Raw genomic sequence first — 22,446 nt, forward strand, 5'->3', positions numbered from 1 at the left:
TAAGATGATGACAACAAAACATACGCTCGCCGGTCTCGTTCTCCTCAGCGGCATCACCCTGGCCAGCACGGGTCAGGCACAAGACACCGTGACGCTGCGCCTTCATCACTTCGCGGCGCCGACCACGCCGGTTCAGACGCAGTATCTGGAACCCTGGGCGAAACGCATCGAGGAGCAGTCCGATGGCGCCATCAAGGTAGAGATATTCCCCGCCATGCAACTCGGTGGATCGGCCAGCTCGCTTTATGATCAGGCCAAGGATGGCGTCGTCGACATCGCCTGGACGCTTTTGAGCTACACGCCGAACCGCTTTCCGGAATCCGAAGCCTTCGATCAGCCCTTCCTGCCCACCACAGGTGAAGCCACCAGCATGGCGGCGCAAGAATTCGCCATGGAACATATGCAGGACGATTTCGAAGGCGTTCATCCCCTCGCTGTCTTTGCCCATAGCCCAGGCAAGCTTCACACCAAGGATGTCAGCGTGCACGACATCGATGATATCGATGGCCTAGCCATTCGCGCTCCCTCGAAGACCATGAACCGCTATTTCACTCGGCTCGGCGCCAAGTCCGTGGGCATGCCCATGCCGCAGATCCCGGAAGCGATCTCGCGGGGCGTGATCGACGGCCTGACGCTACCTTTTGAGAGCGCCTCCGCCTTGGGCGTGCTGGATGTCGCCCAGAACCACACCTTCTTCGATGGTGAGAATGGCCTGTACACGGCGATGATGGTGCTGGCCATGAACCAGGACAAATACGACAGCCTGTCGCCCGAGCTGCAGGAGGTCATCGACAATAACGCCGGCATCCAGGAAGCTCAGCAAATCGGCCACGTCATGGACGAGGCGGAGCAAGCCGCCATCGACGACATCGCCTCGCGCGGCGAGGGCCAGATGATCCATATCGCCGAGGCGGATCAGGATAAGTGGAAAGCGGCCGCCGACAAGACCATCGACGAGTGGATCGCAGGCATGGACGCAGAAGGCTACGACGGCCAGCAGCTCTACGATGACGCCAGCCAGCTCGTCGAAAAATACACCAAGCAAACGCAATAAACGCCCATGCGCGGGGCATATCGCCCCGCGCAGCATCCTGCCCGTAGCTCCCCTCTAGCCCCTTCCCGACCAAAGTCTAAGCTCTGTCTTAAAAATCGACGAGTGATGGCCAGACAAGGCAAAAATCGGCGAAAAAGCGGAGTTTACGCGGGGTAAATGAGCATTTTGAGTCGATTTTTAACGCCGTATGGGCGAGCGCAGGCATTTTTCAGACAAAGCGTAGGTATGTTCGATTGTCGTGATGCCCTAGTGTTTCTATGATGGATCTTTCCCATCGACGATCGCTCGACCCGTCGCAACGCCGTGCCCTCGGCAATCGCTTTTGCAGATTCTTTCAGGACCTTTTCATGAACGATGCCACTACACCGGATATCCTGACCTTCGGTGAAGCGATGACGCTGTTCATCGCCGAAACCTCCGGCGACCTGGCCGAGGTCGAGCGCTTCCAGCGGCGCATCGCCGGCGCCGATACCAATGTCGCTATCGGTCTGGCACGGCTAGCCTTTCATGTCGCCTGGATCAGTCGCGTCGGTGACGATGGTTTTGGCACCTTCATTCGCCGCACACTCAACGCCGAGGGGCTCGACTGCCGCTACCTGAGTACCGATACCGAGCATCCCACCGGCCTGGTCTTCAAGGAACGCGCCGAACACGGCGAGGATCCCAAGGTGGCCTATTATCGGCGCGGCAGTGCCGCCAGCCACCTGGGCATGGCCGACGTGCGCGATCTCGACTTCCAGGGGGTGCGCCACCTACATGCCACCGGCTTGCCCCCCGCGCTCTCACCGAGCACGCGCGAACTCGCCTTCCATATGCTGGAGCGCGCTCACCAGGCCGGTCTCACGATCAGCTTCGACCCCAACCTGCGGCCCTCGCTGTGGAACAGCGAAGCCGAGATGCGCGAAACCCTCAATGCACTGGCCGCACACGCCGACTGGGTATTGCCGGGGCTCGCCGAGGGACAGCGACTGACCGGGCTCGACAACGCGCACGACATCGCCGGCTATTATCTCGATCAAGGCGCCACTGGCGTCATCATCAAGCTCGGCCCGGAAGGCAGCTACGTGCGCACGGCAGACGATGCCGGCATGGTGAAGGGTGTGGCCGTATCCCGTGTTGTCGATACCGTGGGTGCCGGCGATGGTTTCGCAGTGGGCGTGATCAGCGCCTTGCTCGACGGGTGCTCGCCACGCCAGGCTGCACATCGCGGCAATCTCATCGGCGCCGAACAAGTTCAGGTCGTCGGCGATATGGAAGGCCTCCCACGCCGAGCTCGGCTGCGCGACCTGGAAGCCGCGCACCCACTGGCGTGACGATAATTTCCCTGCTTCATCCATGACCAGGAGCCACACATGACCAAACGCATCGTTGCCTTTCAGCGACTCAAGCCTCATCACCTCGAGCAGCTGCGCACCCACTTCCACGTCGATTACTTCGACACGCTGGAGGGCCCTGATGACCCCGCGTTTCGTGAAGCGCTGAGCGAAGCGCACGGCCTGCTGGGTGCCAGCTTGCCGATCACCTCCGAGCTGCTCGATGGCGCCCCGCACCTGGAAGCCATCTCGAGCATCTCGGTGGGGGTCGACAACTACCCCGTGGACGAGCTGACCCGGCGCAACATCCTGCTCTGTCACACCCCGGACGTGCTCACCGAAACCACCGCAGACACCGGCTTCCTGCTGATCATGGCCAGCGCCCGCCGCGCAGTGGAACTCGCCAACATGGTCAAGCAAGGCCAATGGACGAGCAGTATCGGCGAGTCGCACTTCGGCACCGACGTCCACGGCAAGACGCTGGGCATGGTCGGCTTCGGGCGCATTGGTCAGGCTATCGCGCGTCGCGGCGCACTGGGCTTCGGCATGCAAGTGCTCTACACCCATGCTTCGCCCAAGCCGGCCCTGGAAGAGGAACTCGGCGCCACACACTGCGAATTCGATACCTTGCTCGAGCAGGCCGACTTCGTCTGCGTCAACGTGCCCCTGACCGCCGAGACCACTGGCTTGATCGACGCGGACGTGCTCAAGCGCATGAAGTCCTCGGCGATTCTGATCAATATCGCCCGCGGCAAGGTGGTCGACGAGGAAGCACTGATCGAGGCGCTCTCCAACGGCGAGATCCACGCCGCGGGGCTGGATGTCTTCGCTCAGGAGCCGCTGCCCGGCGACTCACCGCTCACGCGGATGGATAACGTCGTCACCCTACCGCACATCGGCTCGGCCACGCATGAAACGCGTGAGGCCATGGCCCAGCGCGCCGTCGACAACGTCATCGCCGCCCTCGAGGGCCAGCAACCGCCTAGCCCCTACAACGACGTCACACCGCGCGGCTGACGTCTCTCCCACACGACGCACGCGCCACGCCCCTTCACGCCTGCTCCTCTCGGTGCAGGCGTTTTCGATTCATGACCCGCACGCTTGAAACCTCGCACCCCGCCCCCAGTCAGTGTTCACTGACAGCAGCCTCAACGCTGCGCACTTTCCGATTCGGGAGCCATCCATGTCCTCCAGCATTGCCCTCATCACTGGCGCCGGCCGAGGCCTCGGCCGTAGCATGGCGTTGCACCTCGCCGCCGCCGGCGTCGGCATCATCGGCACCTACCGCAGTCACCGCGACGACGCCCTGGCGGTCGCGCGCGAGATCGAGGCCGCCGGCGGCACAGCGGCGATGCTCAAACTCGATATTGGCGATAGCACCGCCTTCGCCGAGTTCAAGGACAACGTGGCGGACACGCTGGAAGATACCTTCGGCCGCACGGAGCTGGACGCCGTGGTTCACAATGCAGGCGAAGGGATTCTCGCGCCCTACGAAGAAACCACCGAGGACGATCTCGACGCCCTTTACCGCACCCATTTCAAAGGGCCATTCCTGCTCAGCCAAGCCCTGCTGCCGATGATCGCCCGTGGCGGGCGCATTCTGAACGTCTCCACTGCCGCCACGCGCTTCGTGCTGGACAATCACTGCGCCTACTCGGCAATGAAGAGCGCACTGGAGGTGACCACGCGCTATATGGCCAAGGAACTCGGCGAGCGCCGGATCACGGTCAACGCCATCGCCCCCGGCGCCGTGGAAACCGACTTCGCCGGTGGCGCAGTCCGCGATGATCCAGCGCTCAATGCCCACTTCCGCTCGATCACGCCACTAGGGCGCACCGCCAAGCCGGATGATATCGGTGCTGCAGTCGCGAGCCTGCTGTCGAGCGATTTCGGCTGGCTCAACGGCGAACGCATCGAACTCACCGGCGGGCAATCGCTTTGAACGCTCCCCCCGGCCTTGCCATCACGGCCGGGGGCAACTAAAGTTCTAGGAAGAGTTTAAAAACGCCGTTCGTAAACTTGGCGCGTTTTCTCAAGACTGGGCGTCGCCTGCCGATATTTGGGACAATGAACGGTTTCATCCACTACGCCCTCGAGGCTCCACCATGTCTCATCCGCTGTGCCTGCTATTCGACTGCGATGGCACTCTGGTCGATAGCGAACCCCTTCTCGCCGATGTCATGGCCAATGTCCTGACCCGTGCCGGATTACCCTTCGCCGCATCCCAATACATGGAAGAGTTTCGAGGCGTCAGATTCGCCAACATCGTCGCCGAGCTGGAGCGCCGTTTCGGTGCTCTGAATGACGCCACTCGAGATGCCGCCGAGGCGGAGTTGCGCCATACCATGCAGGCGCGTATGAGCACCGAGTTGCAGCCGATTCCGGGGATCCGCGAGGCGCTCGACCAGCTCACCGAACACCCACGCTGCGTGGCCTCCAACGGCCCGGAGCACAAGATTCGCCGCGCCCTCGACAGTACGGGTCTGCGCGCCTATTTCGGGGACCGCCTCTACAGCGGCTACACCATCGAACGCTGGAAGCCCGATCCCGAGCTGTTCCTGCATGCCGCGCGTGCGATGGGTGTCACACCTGAACACTGCGTGGTCATCGACGATGCCGATGTGGGCGTCGCGGCCGGTCTGGCGGCAGGGATGCGCACGATCCACATCAACCGCTTCCCTGAACGCGAGACGACTCCCGAGGGCGCTATCGCCTTGCACCATATGCGCGACCTACCCAGTGCCGTGGCACGTTTGGAACAGTTGGAAGCCGTGCTCCACTAACCCCACCGATTGGCGTCGAGCGATATCGTGCCTATCGACATGGCGCGTTATCATGGGCGTCTCTCGACACATCGATTCAGGGAGGCGTGCATGGCTTCGCTTCAGGACCAGTTACGCGGACGGGTATACTCCACCGAACACGGCGAGACCTGCCCCGAGTGCCGGGCACCGCTCGCCGAGTGTCGCTGTGCCGAGGCGGCGGAGGAAGAACGCCTGGCGAGCCTCGATGGCATCGTCCGCCTGCGCCGGGAGACCAAGGGCCGCAAGGGCAAAGGCGTGACCCTGGTCGAAGGCGTGCCGCTCAAGACCGACGCGCTCAAGCCCCTGGCCAAGGCGCTTAAGCAACGTTGTGGTACCGGCGGCGCCATCAAGGATGGCATCATCGAGATTCAAGGCGATCAGCGCGACACGCTCAAGGCTGAGCTGGAGGCGCGCGGCTATCGCGTCAAATTGGCCGGCGGTTGAACGCTCCGTCGGCTGCTTTCCCTTTCCCTTTCCCTGTGCGAGGAGACCCTCATGTCCTTGCCTAATGTACCGCGCGGCCTGCATGCCGTACTCACCGGCTTGTTGCTGCTTGGTCTCGTAGGCTGCGCCAGTGGCCCTGATTTCAACACGCTCGATGCCCGGGTCACCTTCGATCAACCGCCCGAGCTGTCGGACGATGCCATTCTCGATGTCACGCTGAAGGATAGCGACGACAACGCCACCGTGGCGGAAAGCCGCTATACGCAGTTCGACACCACCGCGACCGAGGCCACGCTGCAATACGACCAAGGCGCCATCGAGGCGGCACATACGTACGTCTTGCAGGCCGAAGTGCGCGACCAAGGACGGCTGACTCATCTCAACCGCGAGCGCGTCGAAGTCTTCAACGGCGAGACCGGCACCACACCGACCGTGACACTGGAGCCCGCTTCACCTTAATGAGTGAGCGACGCGGACGCGCAGCGATACCCGGCGCGGCTAAGTGCTGGCCGCCGGGGCCCGGGACGAAACCTCATCGGCAGGCGTCACGACTGTCAGGTGACGCAGCGCGGCCTCCAGCGTCTCGCCCACCGACGCTTCGACCTTGAGGCTGAACAGCGCGTCGGCGCGCGTGCGCCCCATGTTGATGCAGGCCATCGGCTTGCCCAACTCCGCCGCTCGCCGCGCGAAGCGATAGCCCGAATAAACCATCAGCGACGAGCCTACCACCAGCATCGCATCGGCGCGTTCAAGCGCAGCGAATGCCGCGTCCACGCGGGGGCGTGGCACGCTGTCGCCGAAAAACACCACATCGGGCTTGAAGATACCGTCACCGCAACGCGCGCAGGACAACAGCGAAAAATCGCTGAAGTCATCATGCGCCAGGTCGGCATCGCCATCCGGCCCGACGCTCGCCTCCAGGCCAGTCCAATGGGGGTTGAGACGCGTCAGGGCGGCGTGCACGGCATGGCGCATCTGGGTCGCTCCGCAGTGCATGCAGCGCACCACGTCGGCCTGGCCGTGCAGGTCGATCACACGCCGCGAGCCGGCGCGCTGGTGCAGCCCGTCGACATTCTGCGTAACCAACTGCTCGAGGCGTCCGGCACGCTCCAGCGCGGCCAGCGCATAGTGCCCACGTCCCGGACGCGCCTCGGATAGCGCCTGGAATCCCACCAGGCTACGCGCCCAGTAGCGGCGACGCGCGGTATCGCTATGCATGAACGTCTGATGCGTCATCGGCGGCGAGCGTTTCCAGGCGCCCTGCTCATCACGATAGTCAGGGATACCGCTATCGGTACTCATTCCGGCGCCTGTGAGCACGAACAACCGCGAATGATGAGAAAGAAAGGTCGCCAAAGACGACGCTGAGGAATCGGACATCGTGATCTCCCGGGCAAAGCCGATACTCCATGATACAACCGGCGTCCCACGTCGCGACAAGCGCCCATCGCTCATCGGCATCGCCGTTCCCCGGCAAGCTAGCTAGAATGAGCGTTCATGCAACACGTTCTCGACCAGGATGACCGTGATGGCTTGGCTGGAATACGTACTACCGATCATTTTTCTCGCCCCGCTCGGCGCCACCGCGCTAGTAGTGCTGGCACTGCGCCACCTGGAAGACGGGGCACTGGTATCGCCCTATGACGGACGCACACTGCGCGAGTCCGCGCAGTCGCTACGCGACCGACTCGACCGCGCCTATGCTGCGCTCTTCCTGGATGGCGCGTTGGGCCCCATCATCACCCTGGCGCCGTTGGTCTACGGCATGGGCCGCATGCTATTCGCCAATCGTCACAGTTGGCTGGAGTGGGCACTTTACGGGCTTTTGACCACCTTATTGGCGTTGGTGCTGTGCTTTCGCTTGATTCGCGACGTGCAGCGCATTCGGCGCCTCAAGCTAGGATTGGCCTGCGAACTGGCAGTCGGCCAGGAGCTGGAGCGTTTGATCCGCCCCGAGGCGCACCCGTATTGCGTGTTCCATGACGTGCCCACCGACAGCACCACCATCGACCACGTCGTGGTCACCCCGCACGGCATCTTCGTGGTCCAGGTCAGCGCCCGCACACCGCCGCTGGACATCGCCGGCGCGCCGCGCACCACGGTCGCGGTCTCCGGCCAACGGTTGCGCTTCCCCGGCTGGAGCGAGCGTCAATCGTTGGCCCATACGCAACTGGCCACGGCCTGGTGTCGCCAATGGCTGGCGCGACGCTCGCTGGGCGATGTCGCCGTGCAGGGTGTTCTGGTCCTGCCTGGCTGGGAGGTAGAGATCGAAAAAGCTCCCACCGGGCTGATGGTCGTCAACGGCGAAGGGCTCGCCGCTCTACTCGACGGCACCCCGCTCAAACCCATTAATGACGACGTGCACCACCACGTAGTGCAGGCACTCGATCAGCGCGTCAAACGCGCCGAGCCTCGCGCTGCCCCTTGAACGACTCATGCTGAGGCGTCGTTTTCGCGCGCGTCGGCACCTCACCCAGCGTCACTCGCCAGCACCTCCATGACCACGATGGTCAGGGTGACGCTCCAGCCGGCCACCACCAAGACGACGCTATCCAGCCAGGTAAACTCGCTCACATCCCCTTCCCCATTTGTCTCACCTGACTGTCTAAATTAGCAGGCTTCCGGGTGCGCTGCCGGCAAGCCCGCTCCGCAGCGTTTCAAGGCTCTATACATATGCTGCGAGCAGGTAAGCAAACGCTCGTTTTTCGTAATGTTTCAACATTATCGACCAAACATTAAACAAACGAACTATCCGGACTGAGGTAAAAACGGCGAAAACCCGCTATTTCCTAGGCAAGTCGATGCTTAGCATCAGGAGTAAGTTTAGAGATTAAACTTTAGTGGCGTTTATACCATAGTCAAAATGAAAACTTACGACACCATGCTAATAATGTCGTAAATGGCGAAAACATCATTCGACCATCGCACTTAGCAAATAACGCCGCTTCGCGAACAACAACGTTTCGAGAACAACAACAAGGGAATCCTCATGCCGACGCTGCCGACACGCCAACGGCGCACCCGTTTCGCGCGGGCCAGAGAACACGTTCATCTCGTCCATTCACCGTTCACAGGAGGTACCAATCCCCCTGCGCAACGACCTCGGCGCCGGTCCTAGAGACTCGCTGAGCGACGCGCACGCACCATCGCGTTTCACACGCCATGAAACGATTCAACGTCACCATGACCAACAACATCATAAGGGACATCTCATGAGAGACTCACGCCAACTCATGCGCCGGCCGCTACTCGCGACCCTGGTCGGCGCTTCCTGTCTCATGCCGGCGCTGGCCCATGCCGACATCAATCCCAACTTCTTCGGCTACGCGCGCTCGGGCATTGGTTCCACTGCCGGCGGTGGCAGCCAGACCTGCTTCAAGGCGGCGGGGGCGCCCGCCAAGTATCGACTGGGCAACGAGTGCGAAACCTACGCCGAGCTCGGCCTGGGCGCCAACCTCTTCGACCAGCAAGGCACAAGCTTCGACTTCGCCAGCCGCGTCGCCTACGTCACCTCGCAGGCCAACGACGACGAATCGCTCAAGGACGACGACAACAACATCGCTCTGCGCGAAATGTTCGTCACCGGCACCAACGCCATCAGCGGCCTGCCGGATGGCTCTACGCTGTGGGCCGGTAAGCGCTTCTACAAGCGTCACGATATCCACATGAACGACTACTACTACTGGGACGTCTCGGGTCCAGGCGTGGGGATCTCGGACATCGACATGGGCTTCGGTAACCTCAGCCTCGCCTGGGTGAGAAGCACCGGCTCTGACGGCGACAATCTGCCCGACGAAGATCAACGCCTCTCCGATGACACCATCGACATGCGCTTGACGGACATTGCCACCAATCCCGGTGGCTCGCTGCAACTGGGCCTCGACTATGGCCGTGCCTCGCTATCGGAATGGCAAGAGGACTACTACGACGACGAAGGCGTCGACTACGACGAGGGCGACAAAGGCTGGATGGGCACCATCGAGCATACCCAGTCGAACTGGTTCGGCGGCTCCAACACCGTGGCCCTGCAGTATGCCACCGATGGCATCATCACCAGTGACGGCAACGCCGTGGGTCGCTCCACTGGCAGTCTTGAACAGGAAGGCGACATGTGGCGCATCCTCGACCACGGCCATGTCTGGCTGGTGCCGGACAAGCTCGATCTGCTCTACGCCGCCATCTATGAAGACAAGAACATGGACGACAATACTGGCCGTAAGTGGTTCTCGGCAGGCGTGCGTCCGGTGTACTACTGGAACGACATCATGAGCACGGCGGTGGAGCTCGGTTACGACCACATTGAGCCGCAAAGCAATGTCGGCGGCTACGACGGAGGCGACCATCACCTCACCAAGCTGACCCTCGCCCAGCAGTGGTCGGCCGGGCGTGGCGCCATGGTACGCCCCACCATTCGCTTGTTCGCCACCTACGCCAAGTGGAGCGGCGATGCCTATGAAGAACGTGGGGCCAACGAATATCGCCAAGCCCACGCATTGGACACCAACTCAGGTCCCAATAACGTCGACTTCAACGACACAGACGGTCTGACCTTCGGCGCTCAGATGGAGGTCTGGTGGGGCAGTTGATCGCACGGCGGGCCGCCGCCCGCCGGCAACGCTAGTCTAGCTGTTTCGATCCTTGAGGCCCCGTCGCATCGATGACGGGGCCGCTTTTGCATTCGGGAGTTCATCGCATGCCACAACGCCCTCTCGCCGCCCTGCTCTCGGGACTGGCCCTGACCAGCCTGGCAGGCTGTGCCACGTTGGTTCCCCACGACGACACCGCCGTGGCGTCGGCCAAGCAAAGCCAACAAGCACTCGCCCAAGCCACGGACTGCTGCGACACGCTCGCCGCCTTGCCCTATCAGCCATTGGCGGTCGGCGAGTCACAGTCATTAACGCTCGACACACAGGCCCCGATGCACCGTTTCGAGGACGGGGCCAGCTACTTCCAGGCGTTCGAATTGCCCAGCACGCGCGAGCCGCTGACGTTCAAACTCACCAGCACCATCGCCAATGATCAAGTCTTCGCCCCCACGGTGCTGATCCTCAACGAGGATTTTCAGCCCACACAGCGCGTCGCCAGCGATAAATTCGACTACCTCAGTCCCAATGGTTTCGCCGGTGCGCGTTTGGGTGCCACCTTCGACATCACCCCCGGCCCCGATGCCGCCTACCTAGTGGTCTACAGCAACGAGACCGCGCGCCAGGGCACGACGCAGTATGAAAGCGCGGAAAAAGTCTACGCCCGCGTACGCGGCCTCGCGCTTCCCCCTGGCCCTGATCCCATCGCCGAGCACACCGCAACCGGCAACGTCACTCTGGAAAGCGAATCCCGAGAGACCGGCGGTGGCCTGCTAACGCCGATTCTCGGCACACGCTCGCATGCCGACAGTGTGACGGAGACTCGCACCGCGACTGCACGCGACGAGCAAGCCTCTTCGTCAAGCGGCGATAGCGACAATGCCTCCGCCCCCGACTTCGATTACCGGCGGATGATCAACGCCGCCCTCAAGGCCGACGACATCGAGCTGGCCATGCAACTGGCCGAACGCGCCGAGCGCGAAGGCCATAGCGGCACCCGCGCCTGGCTCGCCGAGCGCCTGCGCAGCGCCTCGCCGTAACCCCGCGCCTGCGCGGCGAGTGGCAAGCACATTACTCGCCGCGCAGGCGGCCGCCCATCTCCTGCGCCAGGTCGACGGCGTAGTGGTCGGTCATGCCGCCGATGAAGTCGAGCATGCGCCGATAGCTGGCGTAGAGCGACCACGAGGGCTTGGGTGTGTTCTCGCCGATCAACGCCAGCACGCGCTGGTGCTTGAAGGATGACTCACCGCTGTGATGTAACTCATACGCTGCGCCAATGAAGGCCTCGAGGAGAATGCCCAGCGTCGTATAAGCGCCGATTTCCAGCTTGGCCTTGCGTTCGTTCTGGAAGATACGCTCGCGGGCGATCTGCTTGGCCGTGCCGACCCCCCAGCCTAGATCGGGATGACACAGCTCGAGCAGGTCGCCATTCAGCGTGCCGTTCAGCAGCGCATTTTCATGCTGCACGAAGACCGCCGCGACATCGTTCACCGCACGCTCCATCGCCGCGCCGCGCAAGGCCGCGATACGCCGACGCTGGGACACGCCCCGAGCACGCATGTCGTCATAGCCCGATGGCGTTCCCCCGGCGATCTGGATGAGCACCTCGGCGACTTCGTCGTAGCGCAGAATGCCCATCTCCAGGCCGTCCTCGAGATCCAGCAACGCATAGCAGATATCGTCGGCGGCCTCGACGAGATACGCCAGCGGATGCCGGCACCAGGCGGTTTCGCCATGCGGTAACAAGCCCAGACGCTCGGCAACCTCGCCCAATTGCTCGCGCTCCGACTGGTAACAACCGAACTTGCCGGCCCGCGAGGCGCGCTCCACCGTCCACGGATACTTGAGCATCGTGCCAAGCGTGGCGGCGGTCAGGCGCATGCCGCCGTTGAACTGGTTGTATTCGATCTGGGTGACGATGCGAAACCCTTGGGCGTTGCCCTCGTAGGTCAGCAGATCCTCGCGCTCGGCCGGCGAAAGCTCGGCCAACAGCCCGCTGCCCTCCGCCTCGGCGCGCTTGAACCAGTCGCGGATGGCATATTCGCCGGCATGCCCGAATGGCGGATTGCCGATGTCGTGCCCCAGGCAGGCCGCCTGCACGATAACGCCCAGATCGGCCGGCGTGATCCAGTCCGGCAGTCGCTCGCGCAACTCCTCGCCGACGATCATGCCCAGCGAGCGCCCCACGCAGCCCACCTCCAACGAATGCGTCAAGCGGGTGTGGATATGATCGTTGTCGGTCAGCGGGTGCACCTGCGTCTTGCGCCCCAAACGCCGAAACGAGCCGGCGAAGACAATACGATCGTGATCCTTATGGAACGGACTGCGCCCAATCTCCTCTCGCGAGCCCCCGTGCTTGTCGTTGAGACGCATCGGGTCGAGCAAGCGCTCCCATTGCATGGCGGTCATCGCACTCTCCGGTTGTCGAGGCCTACTCTTTCACATCCATATAATCGCGCGCCCAGGCGCGATACTCGTCCAGCGTAGAGTAACGCGTGGACAACTGCGACGCGCTCAGTTCGCTGGCAGCGATATCGCGCTGCTCGCGCAGGCAGTCGTAGGTGGCCTTGATCGCAGCGAAGTAGGCCGCGTGCCCGTTGACCACCACGCGCACGCCGAGCGCAGCCAAACGCTCGCGATCACGCAGTTCGGGATTGCCGTAGGTGACCAGCATCAGCGGGATATCGAGCGGGGCGGCCAGACGCGCGAGATGATCGAAATCACGCACGCCCACCAAGCAGATGGCATCGACCCCTGCCGCCTGATAAGCGCACACGCGCTCGACGGCGGCGTCATCGTCGAGTTGGCCGGCGTTGGTGCGCGCGATGATCGCCATCGCCGGGTCGATACGTGCCTCCAGCGCTGCCCGCATCTTGCCCACGCCTTCATCGAGCGGAATGAGGTCGGTGGACTTGTGCCCGTGCTGCGCCGGCAGCAGGGTATCTTCGATGGTCAACGCCGCCACGCCGGCACGCTCGAGCTCGGTAATGGTACGCATGACGTTGAGCGCGTTGCCATAGCCATGATCGGCGTCGGCGATCACCGGGAGCCGCGTCACGCGGCCGATGCGAGTCGCTTGCTCGACGAACTCACTCAACGTGATCAAGGCGAAATCCGGCGCCGCCAGCACCTGCAGCGAGGCCACCGAGCCGCCCAGAATCCCCACTTCGAAGCCCAGGTCGGCGGCGATGCGCGCCGACATCGGGTCGAAGACCGAGGCGGTGAAGAAGCATTGATCGGAGGCCAGCAGGGCGCGGAAGTCATTACGTAGATCGTGTTGCGAGGGGGTTGCCACTCGGGACTCCTATTGTCATGCGACGACCGTACGGCGCACGGGCGAAAGGCCCGCGCAGACGACGGCGGTCGGATTGAACACGGCCAGCTTAACTGGCGCATGGGACATGCCTCCCGCTGACGCGTCACCTGTCAAACCAGGCGGAAAGGCATCGACTTAGACGTTAGGAGGAGAAGGATATTACGCCGCTCGCCAAGATGCACGAAGCATGCCTTGTCACGCCACGGCTGCGGTGGGAAGCGCTGGCGGGAAAACACCAGGACGGGCGAGTCGATCACAAAGCGGCGCCCCCGCACGGAGGGCGCCAAGGTATCATGCCTACACGTCAGGCCGCCTGGATCTCGATGCGACGCCGACGGTGGGTATCGCGCTTGGGTAACAACAGGTAGACGACACCGTCACGCAGTTCGGCACGAATCGCCTCGCTATCGACCTCCTGGCTCAGCGTGAAGCGACGTGAGAAGCGTTGACCCTGCACCTCCGCATAGCTGGCGGTGATGTCTTCTGGCATATCAAAGCTGATCTCGCCTTCAAGGGTCAGCACATTATCATCGACCTCGATGTGCAGCGCGTCACGGGTCACCCCAGGCATGTCGGCAATCACATGCAGTGCCTCATCTTCTTCGTAGATATCCACGGCAGGCAGCAATGTGCGCTGTTCCTGGGCCTGACGTGTCGTGGCGACGTTCTGGCCCTGCTGGTTTGGACGGGTGACTTCGTTCATGACTCAACACCTCCTTCACTCACGATGCGTGGCTATGGTGAAATCGCCGAGCGTAATGCTCAGCTAGCCTGAACCTCGATACGCTGCGGCTTCATCTTCTCACTCTTGGGTAGACGGATCTCGACAACCCCGTCATGGCTATGCGCCTCGGCGCGCTCGGTGTCCACCCCCTCGGGCAGCGCGATGGAACGGGTGAAGTGGCCACTGAAACGCTCCTGGCGAAAGTGCGGGCGCCGTTCATCCTGCGCGCCTCCGCCCTGCGCATCGCCTGAGGCTTGCTCACCACGTGTGCCACTTACCGTCAAAACGTTGTTCTGCACGCTAAGTTCCAGGTCATCGGGCTTAAGTCCGGCGGCGAAGACATAGACATGCAGGGCGTCATCGGTGCGTCCCATGTTGATTTGCGGGAAGCTGCCACGCGGCATCGAGCGAATATCACTCACCCCACTGGGGAGGACGCCATCCAGCATTTCGCGCAGCCAATCCAATTCCGGGGTGCTGGGCCCGGTTAGGCGCCATAGATCTCCAAACATGATCAAACACCTCCTCGTTATCTCTGCTGTCGATACGAGGCTGGCGTCTGGGCTTTCTCGCCCGGTCACCGTCCTCGCTCAATCTCAGAAATAGGTACTGTTCGACGGATTTCAAGGCCTCTATGTTGGTAATCGCTAACCTCGAGAATATTTCAAATGGGGCGATCACTCGTCGGCGAGTGCCGGCAGCAGCACCTTGAGCTTACGTGTCAGTGTGTTGCGGCCCCAACCGAGCAGCTCGGCGGCCTCGCCCTTGCGCCCGCCAGTATGCTTGAGCGCCGTTTCGATGAGGATGCGCTCGAAATCCGGCACCGCCTCTTCGAGCAGATGCGTATGCCCCGCCGCCAGGGCGCGATCGGCCCACTCGCGGAAGGCACCGCGCCAGTCGCCGCCGGCACTTTCGGTGCCTTCTATATCACGCAGCTCCGGCGGCAGGTCCTCAACCAACACCTCGCGGCCCGACGCCATTACCGTCAGCCAACGACAGGTGTTCTCGAGCTGGCGCACGTTACCCGGCCACGGCAGTTGCGTGAGATGCTGCTCGGCCTCCTGCGTCAGCACCTTGGGCTCGGTGGCGAGCTCCTTGGCTGCGTCGGCCAGGAAGTGCTGCGCCAAGCGGGGAATGTCCTCACGCCGCTCGGAGAGACGCGGTAGATGGATACGAATCACGTTGAGCCGATGGAACAGATCCTCGCGGAAACGGCCGTCTTCGACCAGGCGCTCCAGGTGCTGGTGCGTCGCGGCGATGATGCGCACGTCGACCTTGACCGGGGTGTGGCCGCCGACACGATAGAACTCCCCATCGGCCAGCACCCGCAACAAGCGGGTCTGAGTCTCGGCGGGCATGTCGCCGATCTCGTCGAGAAACAGCGTGCCACCGTCGGACTGCTCGAAGCGCCCACGCCGCTGCGACGTCGCCCCGGTGAAGGCGCCCTTTTCATGACCGAACAGTTCCGATTCCATCAAGTCTTTCGGGATGGCCGCCATGTTGAGGGCGATGAACGGCCCACCATGGCGCGGGCTGTGCTGATGCAACGCCTGCGCGACACGCTCCTTGCCGGTGCCCGATTCGCCGTTGATCATCACCGTGATATGCGATTGCGAGAGCCGTCCGATGGCGCGAAAGACTTCCTGCATCGCCGGCGCTTCACCGATGATCTCCGCCGACAGGCCTTCCGGCACCGCCGCTGGCGTGCGTCGCTCGCGGGCATGCGCCACGCCACGACGCACTAAGGCCAGGGCCTCGTCGACATCGAACGGCTTGGGCAGGTACTCGAAAGCGCCGCCCTGATACGACGCCACGGCGCTGTCGAGGTCGGAATGCGCGGTCATCACGATCACCGGCAGATCCGGGTGGCTTTCGCGAATGCGCGCCATCAGGTCCAACCCATCGAGCCCCGGCATGCGAATATCGGTCAGCAGCACATCGGGCGGTTGACGCAGTATCTGTTCCAACGCGGTGTCAGCGCGCTCAAAGCTCTGCACGTCGAGATCCGGCTGAGCCAGCGCGCGCTCCAGCACCCAGCGTATGGCGCGGTCATCGTCGACGATCACAATGCGTGCGACGTCAGTCATAGGGCCTCCCAAGCCTCAATGATGGCTCTCAAGCGGAATCAACAAACGGAATTCGGTACACCCGGGCACCGAGTCGCACTCGATCAACCCCTGGTGCTGATGCAGGATCGATTGCGCGATGGAAAGGCCCAGGCCACTGCCATCGGCACGCCCCGAGACCATCGGATAGAACAGCGTCTCGCGCAGCGTCTCGGGAATGCCGGGGCCGTTATCGAGAATGCCCAGCTCGCAGACCAAGCGGTGGCGCTCGGCGCCCAGCGTGAATTGCCGCCGGGCGCGAGTACGCAGGGTCAGGTGCGGGGCATCGACGCCGTGTTCTTCCATCGCCTGGACGGCGTTACGGGCGACGTTGAGCACCGCCTGAATCAACTGCGCCTCGTCGCCTTCCAGATCCGGCAGGCTGGGGTCGTAATCGCGCACGTAGTCGATGCGCGGATGCTCGGCCTCCAGCAGAGTACGCACCCGCTCGAGCACCTTGTGGATGTTGAGCGGCTCATGACGACTCATGCTGTTGGGCCCCAGCATGCGATCCACCAGATCGCGCAGCCGATCAGCCTCCTCGACGATGACCCGGGTGAACTCGGCGAGCTGCGGGTCGGGCAGATCCCGTTCGAGCAACTGTGCCGCGCCACGAATGCCCCCCAGCGGGTTCTTCACCTCGTGCGCCAGGCCCCGGGTGAGCACCTTGATGGTCTCCTGGCGCGCGATCAGCGCCTCCTCGCGGGAAATGCGCAACAGCCGGTCGCGCGGCTCGATCTCGATCAGCAGCTCATCGGCGGACAGCGGCGTGACAGTGAAGTCCACCGTGGCCGTGCTCCCCGACGGCAATACCAGGGTCGCTTCGCGCTGCGTGAAGGGATGCAGCTCGTCGCGCGCCTTGAACAACACCGCTTCGACACTGCCCTCGACGCCCGCCAGACTTTCCAGTCGCTGACCCATGACACGCAACCGGCTAGTCGCCAGCAACGACTCGGCGGCCGGATTCATCCAGCGCACATGCAAGTCACCATCGAGCAGCACGATCGCCGTCGTCAGGTGTTCTAGCAAACGTTTTGGTTCGACCGAATATTGCGGCAAGGGAGGTTCTGGCATGACCCGTCCATTATCCATCGTCCATGTACGTTATCAGTGCAAGAAGCGCGCCAGTCTGTCACCGCCCGGCATAGGGCAGTGCCGTCATGGACGCACGCATCACTAACGCACCAAAATAGTGCAAAAGAAGGACAACAGACAGCACCAGGCGCCAAATCGGCTCACTGACTGCCACTGTCACCATTGTTACGGGGATTGTTGGGGTTGGCGGGTAAATACACGCTGGCGCGTTGCACATAGAGGGTGACCGGCGCGCTACGCTGACGCACCCGCCCTTCGGCATCGACCACTTCAGCACGCAAGGTGTGCTCCCCACGCACTAACTCGGTGACCGAGAAGGTCGTCGCGTGTCGAGCCGGCCCATTCACCTCACCATCGATAATCATGCGCAGCTTGTCCGTCTCGCGCAGTTCGGGCGTGATCGCCACACGCACCTGGGTATTACCCGCCGCGCCGGTGGGCAGGGTCGTCTCGTTGCCAGGGGCCGCAATGGCGAGACGCTCGTAAGCGGTGAATGACGATGCGTCATCCGCTTCCGTCTCCGTCGCTGCGTCCGGCAGCGCCTGGAGATCGCGTGTCTCGCGCGGCTGGCCGGGCACCGTGTTCACCGTACCGACGTCTACCTTCTCTCCTACCGGGCGATCGGAAAAGGTCACGTTGCCTTGCGCATCCACGCTGCGATAGACCGGGGTCGCCTGCGCCGCCGACATCCCCATCACAACCGCTACGAGCAACGCCCAAGCGCCTTTCAACCATGTTGCGGTGGCCCACCCTTGGCGCATGCCCTTCTCCTCGTGCCTGTAACGAACGCTCAGTCTAGCGCACCTTCAATTTACCCAACCACAACACGTCCCCTCTAAACCCCTAACGCCCCCTCCATCATGCACGCGTCATAACGTAAAAGGCCCCGTCACATCGGACGGGGCCTCGGTCAGTCGCGATCACTCGCAGTCGTGCGAGATCAGCAGCTGTAGTACGCGATTAGCAGCTGTAGTACATGTCGAATTCGACCGGATGCGTCGCCATGCGCAGGCGATCGACTTCTTCCTGCTTGAGCTCGAGGTAAGCGTCGATCATCGAATCGGTGAACACTTCACCCTCGGTGAGGAAGGCACGATCGGCGTCCAGCGCCTCCAGAGCCTGGTCGAGGCTCTCGGCCACGGTGGGGATCGCCTTGCCTTCTTCCGGCGGCAGGTCATAGAGGTTCTTGTCCATCGCGTCGCCGGGATGGATCTTGTTCTTGATGCCGTCGATACCCGCCATCAGCAGCGCGGAGAATGCCAGGTACGGGTTGGCGGTCGGGTCGGGGAAACGGCACTCGACGCGCTTGCCCTTGGGGCTTGCGGTATACGGAATGCGGATCGATGCACTGCGGTTACGCGCGCTGTAGGCGAGCATGACCGGCGCTTCGAAGCCCGGCACCAGACGCTTGTAAGAGTTGGTCGACGCGTTGGTGAAGGCATTCAAGGCGCGCGCATGCTTGATGACACCGCCGATATAGTAAAGCGCCGTTTCGGACAGCCCAGCGTATTCGTCGCCGGCAAACATGTTGGCGCCGTCCTTCCAGAAGGACTGGTGCACGTGCATGCCGGAACCATTGTCGCCGACCAGCGGCTTGGGCATGAAGGTCGCGGTCTTGCCGTACGCGTGGGCCACGTTGTGGATCACGTACTTCATTTCCTGAACTTCGTCGGCCTTCTTGACCAAGGTGTTGAACTTGACGCCGATCTCGTTCTGGCCGGCGTTGGCCACCTCGTGGTGATGCACCTCGACCGACTGGCCGATGGCCTCCAGCGTGTTGCACATCGCGCTGCGGATGTCGTGGAAGCTATCCACCGGCGGCACCGGGAAATAACCGCCCTTGACGCGCGGACGGTGCCCCAGGTTGCCACCTTCCACGTTAGTGGAGTCGGTCGCCCAGGCGCCTTCCTCGGAAGTGATCTTGTACATCGCGCCCTGAATATCGGCGTTCCAATGCACTTCGTCGAAGATGAAGAATTCCGGTTCCGGCCCGAAGAAGGCGGTGTCGCCCAGACCGGTGGACTTCAGATACGCCTCGGCACGCTTGGCGATGGAGCGCGGATCACGCTCATAGCCCTGCATGGTAGCCGGCTCGATAATATCGCAACGCAGCACGAGGGTAGCGTCTTCGGTGAACGGGTCGAGATAACCGCTGCCATCTTCCGGGCGCAGGATCATGTCGGACTCGTTGATACCCTTCCAGCCTTCAATGGAGGAGCCATCGAACATCTGGCCGTCCTCAAAGAACTCATCATCGACGGCGCTGGCCGGAATCGTGACGTGCTGCTCCTTGCCCTTGGTATCGGTAAAGCGCAGGTCTACCCACTTGATATCGTGTTCTTCGATCAGGGCGAGGGTCTTCTCGGACATGATTTCCTCCACTATGAGCCCACGGCTCGGGTCGTTTGCTTGCGTGTTCAGCGTCGTTTGTAGCACGCCCGCCGGCAACTGCCCACGGGTATGCACTTTACGTTTTGCAATGCAGAAGGCATGCCAATCATTGAGCCATCTAAGTGCACCTTCGATAAACGCATGATCCACCGAGAAAAAATAAACCATCCTTGCGCAAGGATTAGCACCACTTTAGCGCCAAGTGCGCCACATTAAAGTGCAGAGACACTTCAAAGCCTTCTAACGGTGCATCGCATCGCCTCTATGAACCAGATTGGTGCAAAAACATTCGGGCCTTCGCTCGACAGCTGAGCGCCGCGCCCTGTCGAGGTGAATTCGCGCAAGCTCGTAATCAGTATTGCTTTAGAAAAACCAGCCCCGGCGATGATTGCCAGGGTTCGCACCACCCCCCAGTCTGTTTAACAGCTCCCCTCGACACGGGTTTGATCCCAAGGCACTCCCAGCGATGCGCACTTACAGTCTGCTAATCGACGCCAGCCATACCCCCGAGCACCTGGAGCGCTGCCTGAGCGCCCTGGCACGCAGTATCGCGCGCTTCAGCGGGCACACCGAAACGTTGGTCCAGCTTACGACGCTGGATGAGCCTACCCAGCACATGCTGATTGAACGTCAGATCCGCTTCGCGGTACTGCCCCAACATGGACAAGGCGCGCTTCGCCACCATGGCGCTACCTACCTCAATGGCGATGTGCTGGTGTTTTTGGACGCAGCACTCGAAGTACCCGAGCACTGGCTCTCCGGGCTCGCCCGTGCCTTCAGCCACCAGGCCGCCGACGCCATCGTCTGCGCCCAATACCCAGCCACCCCGTTGCCGCCACAACTCGCCAGTTGGTATCTCAGCCGCACGCAACGCGGCTTCGACGACCACCCCTGGGACTGGCCCACCGGTCAACTGGCCATCACCCGCGAGTGGTACGAGCGTCTCGGGGGCCATGATCCTTGCCTCGAGGCAGGCGCCGACCTGGATATCCTCGTACGTCTATGGCGCTGCCACGCGCATCTCTGCTGGCAGGACGCACCCTTGCTGATCGACCATGCCGCCCCGCGCCGCCTCGGCCCCTGGTGGCGTCGGCAACGTCGGCATCAGCGGCGTTGTCTGTACATCCCCAGCACCGCGCGCCATCCGCGTTTTCTCGTCCCCCGTGTGAGTGCCGCCCTTCTCCAGAGCACGAGCCTACCGCTGGCCTTGCTGCTGTGGCTGCCCTTGTCGCCAGGGGTCGGGATGGCCGGCCTGACCTTTAGTGCGCTTCCCGCCGGGCTCATGGCTTGGCGCGACGACACGCCGGCACCGCGCATGGCCTACCGCATCTACTGGTACCGCTGGAGCCTGCACGCCTTGCAGTTGACCGCCACCGGCGCGGCGCTGATGACATTCTGCCGACGAGACAAGCTGGGGCTGACTGGCTAAATTGAGACAACGAGATATGCTGATAGATATCGCAACCACCATCACAACATCACTCTTCAAAGGAGGCCCTTGCCGTCTGCGACAGGATGTCACCACGGCACGGCAACAACGCTCGCACACTGAGCAACGACAGCAGTGCGGAGGGACACGCCATGAGTCATCTCAGCCTTGCACACGATCTTGTGCAGCGCCTGCGTGGGCACTGGCGACGCAACCTTAGCGAGCCGCTTCGCGGACGCAGCGCAATCTTGGTCATACAGCGCGTGTTGCCCGATGAAGCCGCTGCACGCCTACCACACCGAGCGCCCTACTGCCTCGGCCCGGAAAGCTTTCGGCGGCTGCTCGACCACCTGACCGATCACGCGCAGATCGTCTCCCTGGCCAGCGCCCGCCGTCTGCATCGCGACCCGATGCCACGCATCGCGCTGACCTTCGACGGCGGCTGGCGAGATACCGCCGAGGTAGCGCTGCGGCAGCTCGAGCGCCTGGCATTGCCGGCCAGCATGTTTTTGACCACGGGCAATACAGGGCGTCCACAAGGCGATTGGCGGATGGCCCTCGGCGACATCCTCTGGGACGGCATTCAGCCCATGCGCGTTCGCGAATACCTCGGCGATGCCGGGCTTCCGCTCCCACCGCCACGGCCCGACCACCCAGGCACCGCCTACAGTCACGCATTGCACGACTACCTCGAACAACTCGCGCAGCAAACCGCCCTGTCGACGCTGGCTCGACTCGGCGTGGAGTTGGGCACCGAGTTCGACATCGCGCCCCAAACGCTCGACCCGTTCAGCGTACGCCGCTTGGAAAGCGACGGCCTAGTGCGTTTCGGCGCGCGCGGTGTCGCCGCCACGCCGTTAGATACCCTCGACGACCGCCAGATCCAATGGCAAATTCGCCATTCGCGTCGCCAACTCGGCGTGCTATGCCGCGACCCGCTGTCTTCTTTCGCCTATCCACAGCCGGAAGCCTCGCTCCGCGTACGTCAACTGGCCCAGCGCTGCGGCGTTCAGGAAGCCTTTCATAGCCATGCCGGCTGGCTCTCGCACCGCGACGATCCACTGGCATTGCCGCGCTTTCAGATCACGCAACCCGTTGCCAGCAGCGCGGGACGTCTCTATGATTGGCTACTCGGGCACCTTTAATGAGTGAATAGCCCTCTAGATCGGAGCGCTCCACCCCACGCCA

Annotated in this window: 21 protein-coding genes; 12 read left to right on the forward strand and 9 right to left on the reverse strand. The window is 62.7% G+C overall.

Annotated features, from left to right (window positions below):
- Positions 1-4: 4 nt before the first annotated feature.
- The 7 genes from SR908_RS06820 to SR908_RS06850 all read left to right on the forward strand — a co-directional run bounded on the left by SR908_RS06820 (position 5) and on the right by SR908_RS06850 (position 6,074).
- Positions 5-1,054, forward strand: coding sequence for a TRAP transporter substrate-binding protein (locus SR908_RS06820; protein WP_246923897.1), 1,050 nt, complete (start codon positions 5-7; stop codon positions 1,052-1,054).
- A 347-nt stretch (positions 1,055-1,401) separates the two neighbouring features.
- Entirely contained in the window at positions 1,402-2,367 is a 966-nt protein-coding gene (locus SR908_RS06825; protein ID WP_246923900.1) for a sugar kinase, read from the forward strand.
- 39 nt (positions 2,368-2,406) lie between these two features.
- Positions 2,407-3,384: a 2-hydroxyacid dehydrogenase gene (locus SR908_RS06830; protein ID WP_246923904.1), complete on the forward strand. Its 978-nt coding sequence runs from the start codon at positions 2,407-2,409 to the stop codon at positions 3,382-3,384.
- Positions 3,385-3,550: 166 nt separating this feature from the next.
- A complete protein-coding gene (locus SR908_RS06835) occupies positions 3,551-4,309 on the forward strand; it encodes an SDR family NAD(P)-dependent oxidoreductase (protein ID WP_040240811.1) in 759 nt (252 codons plus the stop codon).
- Positions 4,310-4,472: 163 nt separating this feature from the next.
- The gene (locus SR908_RS06840) at positions 4,473-5,150 is read left to right on the forward strand and encodes an HAD family hydrolase (protein WP_246923907.1); all 678 of its coding nucleotides are present in this window, start codon (positions 4,473-4,475) and stop codon (positions 5,148-5,150) included.
- Positions 5,151-5,240: 90 nt separating this feature from the next.
- Positions 5,241-5,615, forward strand: coding sequence for a translation initiation factor Sui1 (locus tag SR908_RS06845; RefSeq protein WP_246923909.1), 375 nt, complete (start codon positions 5,241-5,243; stop codon positions 5,613-5,615).
- A gap of 51 nt (positions 5,616-5,666) precedes the next feature.
- Positions 5,667-6,074, forward strand: coding sequence for a YbaY family lipoprotein (locus SR908_RS06850; RefSeq protein ID WP_246923912.1), 408 nt, complete (start codon positions 5,667-5,669; stop codon positions 6,072-6,074).
- A gap of 39 nt (positions 6,075-6,113) precedes the next feature.
- Here SR908_RS06850 and SR908_RS06855 read toward each other — a convergent pair whose 3' ends face one another.
- The gene (locus tag SR908_RS06855; RefSeq protein ID WP_246923914.1) at positions 6,114-6,995 is read right to left on the reverse strand and encodes an NAD-dependent protein deacetylase; all 882 of its coding nucleotides are present in this window, start codon (positions 6,993-6,995) and stop codon (positions 6,114-6,116) included.
- A 148-nt stretch (positions 6,996-7,143) separates the two neighbouring features.
- Here SR908_RS06855 and SR908_RS06860 point away from each other — a divergent pair, with 148 nt between their 5' ends.
- The 3 genes from SR908_RS06860 (at position 7,144) to SR908_RS06870 (ending at position 11,238) form a co-directional block, all read left to right on the forward strand.
- A complete protein-coding gene (locus tag SR908_RS06860; RefSeq protein ID WP_246923917.1) occupies positions 7,144-8,043 on the forward strand; it encodes a nuclease-related domain-containing protein in 900 nt (299 codons plus the stop codon).
- Positions 8,044-8,827: 784 nt separating this feature from the next.
- Positions 8,828-10,201, forward strand: coding sequence for a maltoporin (locus tag SR908_RS06865; RefSeq protein ID WP_246923920.1), 1,374 nt, complete (start codon positions 8,828-8,830; stop codon positions 10,199-10,201).
- Positions 10,202-10,308: 107 nt separating this feature from the next.
- On the forward strand, positions 10,309-11,238 hold the full coding sequence (locus tag SR908_RS06870) for a MalM family protein (protein ID WP_246923924.1): 930 nt from the start codon (positions 10,309-10,311) through the stop codon (positions 11,236-11,238).
- Positions 11,239-11,269: 31 nt separating this feature from the next.
- Here the strand turns inward: SR908_RS06870 and SR908_RS06875 are convergent, their stop codons facing one another.
- The 8 genes from SR908_RS06875 to glnA all read right to left on the reverse strand — a co-directional run bounded on the left by SR908_RS06875 (position 11,270) and on the right by glnA (position 19,808).
- The gene (locus SR908_RS06875) at positions 11,270-12,607 is read right to left on the reverse strand and encodes a deoxyguanosinetriphosphate triphosphohydrolase (protein WP_246923927.1); all 1,338 of its coding nucleotides are present in this window, start codon (positions 12,605-12,607) and stop codon (positions 11,270-11,272) included.
- Positions 12,608-12,629: 22 nt separating this feature from the next.
- Positions 12,630-13,493 carry an isocitrate lyase/PEP mutase family protein gene (locus SR908_RS06880; protein ID WP_246923929.1) on the reverse strand — a complete coding sequence of 288 codons (864 nt, stop codon included), beginning with the start codon at positions 13,491-13,493 and terminating at the stop codon, positions 12,630-12,632.
- Between the two features lie 325 nt (positions 13,494-13,818).
- The gene (locus SR908_RS06885) at positions 13,819-14,217 is read right to left on the reverse strand and encodes an Hsp20/alpha crystallin family protein (protein ID WP_246923932.1); all 399 of its coding nucleotides are present in this window, start codon (positions 14,215-14,217) and stop codon (positions 13,819-13,821) included.
- A 59-nt stretch (positions 14,218-14,276) separates the two neighbouring features.
- Positions 14,277-14,750 carry an Hsp20/alpha crystallin family protein gene (locus tag SR908_RS06890; RefSeq protein ID WP_246923935.1) on the reverse strand — a complete coding sequence of 158 codons (474 nt, stop codon included), beginning with the start codon at positions 14,748-14,750 and terminating at the stop codon, positions 14,277-14,279.
- 165 nt (positions 14,751-14,915) lie between these two features.
- A complete protein-coding gene (gene ntrC / locus SR908_RS06895; protein ID WP_040240785.1) occupies positions 14,916-16,325 on the reverse strand; it encodes a nitrogen regulation protein NR(I) in 1,410 nt (469 codons plus the stop codon).
- 15 nt (positions 16,326-16,340) lie between these two features.
- Positions 16,341-17,417 carry a nitrogen regulation protein NR(II) gene (gene glnL, locus SR908_RS06900; protein WP_281505153.1) on the reverse strand — a complete coding sequence of 359 codons (1,077 nt, stop codon included), beginning with the start codon at positions 17,415-17,417 and terminating at the stop codon, positions 16,341-16,343.
- A 161-nt stretch (positions 17,418-17,578) separates the two neighbouring features.
- Complete coding sequence (locus tag SR908_RS06905; RefSeq protein WP_246923939.1) at positions 17,579-18,199, reverse strand: DUF4124 domain-containing protein; 621 nt, start codon at positions 18,197-18,199, stop codon at positions 17,579-17,581.
- Positions 18,200-18,398: 199 nt separating this feature from the next.
- Positions 18,399-19,808 (reverse strand): glutamate--ammonia ligase, encoded by a 1,410-nt coding sequence (glnA, locus tag SR908_RS06910; RefSeq protein ID WP_246923956.1) that lies wholly within the window; start codon positions 19,806-19,808, stop codon positions 18,399-18,401.
- 487 nt (positions 19,809-20,295) lie between these two features.
- On the opposite strand from glnA, the gene SR908_RS06915 reads away from it, so the two are divergent.
- The gene (locus SR908_RS06915; protein ID WP_246923959.1) at positions 20,296-21,258 is read left to right on the forward strand and encodes a glycosyltransferase; all 963 of its coding nucleotides are present in this window, start codon (positions 20,296-20,298) and stop codon (positions 21,256-21,258) included.
- 152 nt (positions 21,259-21,410) lie between these two features.
- A complete protein-coding gene (locus SR908_RS06920; RefSeq protein WP_246923962.1) occupies positions 21,411-22,403 on the forward strand; it encodes a polysaccharide deacetylase family protein in 993 nt (330 codons plus the stop codon).
- The last annotated feature ends 43 nt before the right edge of the window (positions 22,404-22,446 follow it).

Source organism: Chromohalobacter canadensis (assembly GCF_034479555.1).
GTDB classification, from domain to species: Bacteria; Pseudomonadota; Gammaproteobacteria; order Pseudomonadales; family Halomonadaceae; genus Chromohalobacter; species Chromohalobacter canadensis.

What these genes read in the sequence shown, in the direction of transcription:
- SR908_RS06820 (WP_246923897.1), top strand. Translation starts at nt 5, where the DNA reads ATGATGACAACAAAACATACGCTCGCCGGTCTCGTTCTCCTCAGCGGC.
- SR908_RS06825 (WP_246923900.1), top strand. Translation starts at nt 1,402, where the DNA reads ATGAACGATGCCACTACACCGGATATCCTGACCTTCGGTGAAGCGATG.
- SR908_RS06830 (WP_246923904.1), top strand. Translation starts at nt 2,407, where the DNA reads ATGACCAAACGCATCGTTGCCTTTCAGCGACTCAAGCCTCATCACCTC.
- SR908_RS06835 (WP_040240811.1), top strand. Translation starts at nt 3,551, where the DNA reads ATGTCCTCCAGCATTGCCCTCATCACTGGCGCCGGCCGAGGCCTCGGC.
- SR908_RS06840 (WP_246923907.1), top strand. Translation starts at nt 4,473, where the DNA reads ATGTCTCATCCGCTGTGCCTGCTATTCGACTGCGATGGCACTCTGGTC.
- SR908_RS06845 (WP_246923909.1), top strand. Translation starts at nt 5,241, where the DNA reads ATGGCTTCGCTTCAGGACCAGTTACGCGGACGGGTATACTCCACCGAA.
- SR908_RS06850 (WP_246923912.1), top strand. Translation starts at nt 5,667, where the DNA reads ATGTCCTTGCCTAATGTACCGCGCGGCCTGCATGCCGTACTCACCGGC.
- SR908_RS06855 (WP_246923914.1), bottom strand. Translation starts at nt 6,995, where the DNA reads ATGTCCGATTCCTCAGCGTCGTCTTTGGCGACCTTTCTTTCTCATCAT.
- SR908_RS06860 (WP_246923917.1), top strand. Translation starts at nt 7,144, where the DNA reads ATGGCTTGGCTGGAATACGTACTACCGATCATTTTTCTCGCCCCGCTC.
- SR908_RS06865 (WP_246923920.1), top strand. Translation starts at nt 8,828, where the DNA reads ATGAGAGACTCACGCCAACTCATGCGCCGGCCGCTACTCGCGACCCTG.
- SR908_RS06870 (WP_246923924.1), top strand. Translation starts at nt 10,309, where the DNA reads ATGCCACAACGCCCTCTCGCCGCCCTGCTCTCGGGACTGGCCCTGACC.
- SR908_RS06875 (WP_246923927.1), bottom strand. Translation starts at nt 12,607, where the DNA reads ATGACCGCCATGCAATGGGAGCGCTTGCTCGACCCGATGCGTCTCAAC.
- SR908_RS06885 (WP_246923932.1), bottom strand. Translation starts at nt 14,217, where the DNA reads ATGAACGAAGTCACCCGTCCAAACCAGCAGGGCCAGAACGTCGCCACG.
- SR908_RS06890 (WP_246923935.1), bottom strand. Translation starts at nt 14,750, where the DNA reads ATGTTTGGAGATCTATGGCGCCTAACCGGGCCCAGCACCCCGGAATTG.
- ntrC (WP_040240785.1), bottom strand. Translation starts at nt 16,325, where the DNA reads ATGACTGACGTCGCACGCATTGTGATCGTCGACGATGACCGCGCCATA.
- glnL (WP_281505153.1), bottom strand. Translation starts at nt 17,417, where the DNA reads ATGCCAGAACCTCCCTTGCCGCAATATTCGGTCGAACCAAAACGTTTG.
- SR908_RS06905 (WP_246923939.1), bottom strand. Translation starts at nt 18,199, where the DNA reads ATGCGCCAAGGGTGGGCCACCGCAACATGGTTGAAAGGCGCTTGGGCG.
- glnA (WP_246923956.1), bottom strand. Translation starts at nt 19,808, where the DNA reads ATGTCCGAGAAGACCCTCGCCCTGATCGAAGAACACGATATCAAGTGG.
- SR908_RS06915 (WP_246923959.1), top strand. Translation starts at nt 20,296, where the DNA reads ATGCGCACTTACAGTCTGCTAATCGACGCCAGCCATACCCCCGAGCAC.
- SR908_RS06920 (WP_246923962.1), top strand. Translation starts at nt 21,411, where the DNA reads ATGAGTCATCTCAGCCTTGCACACGATCTTGTGCAGCGCCTGCGTGGG.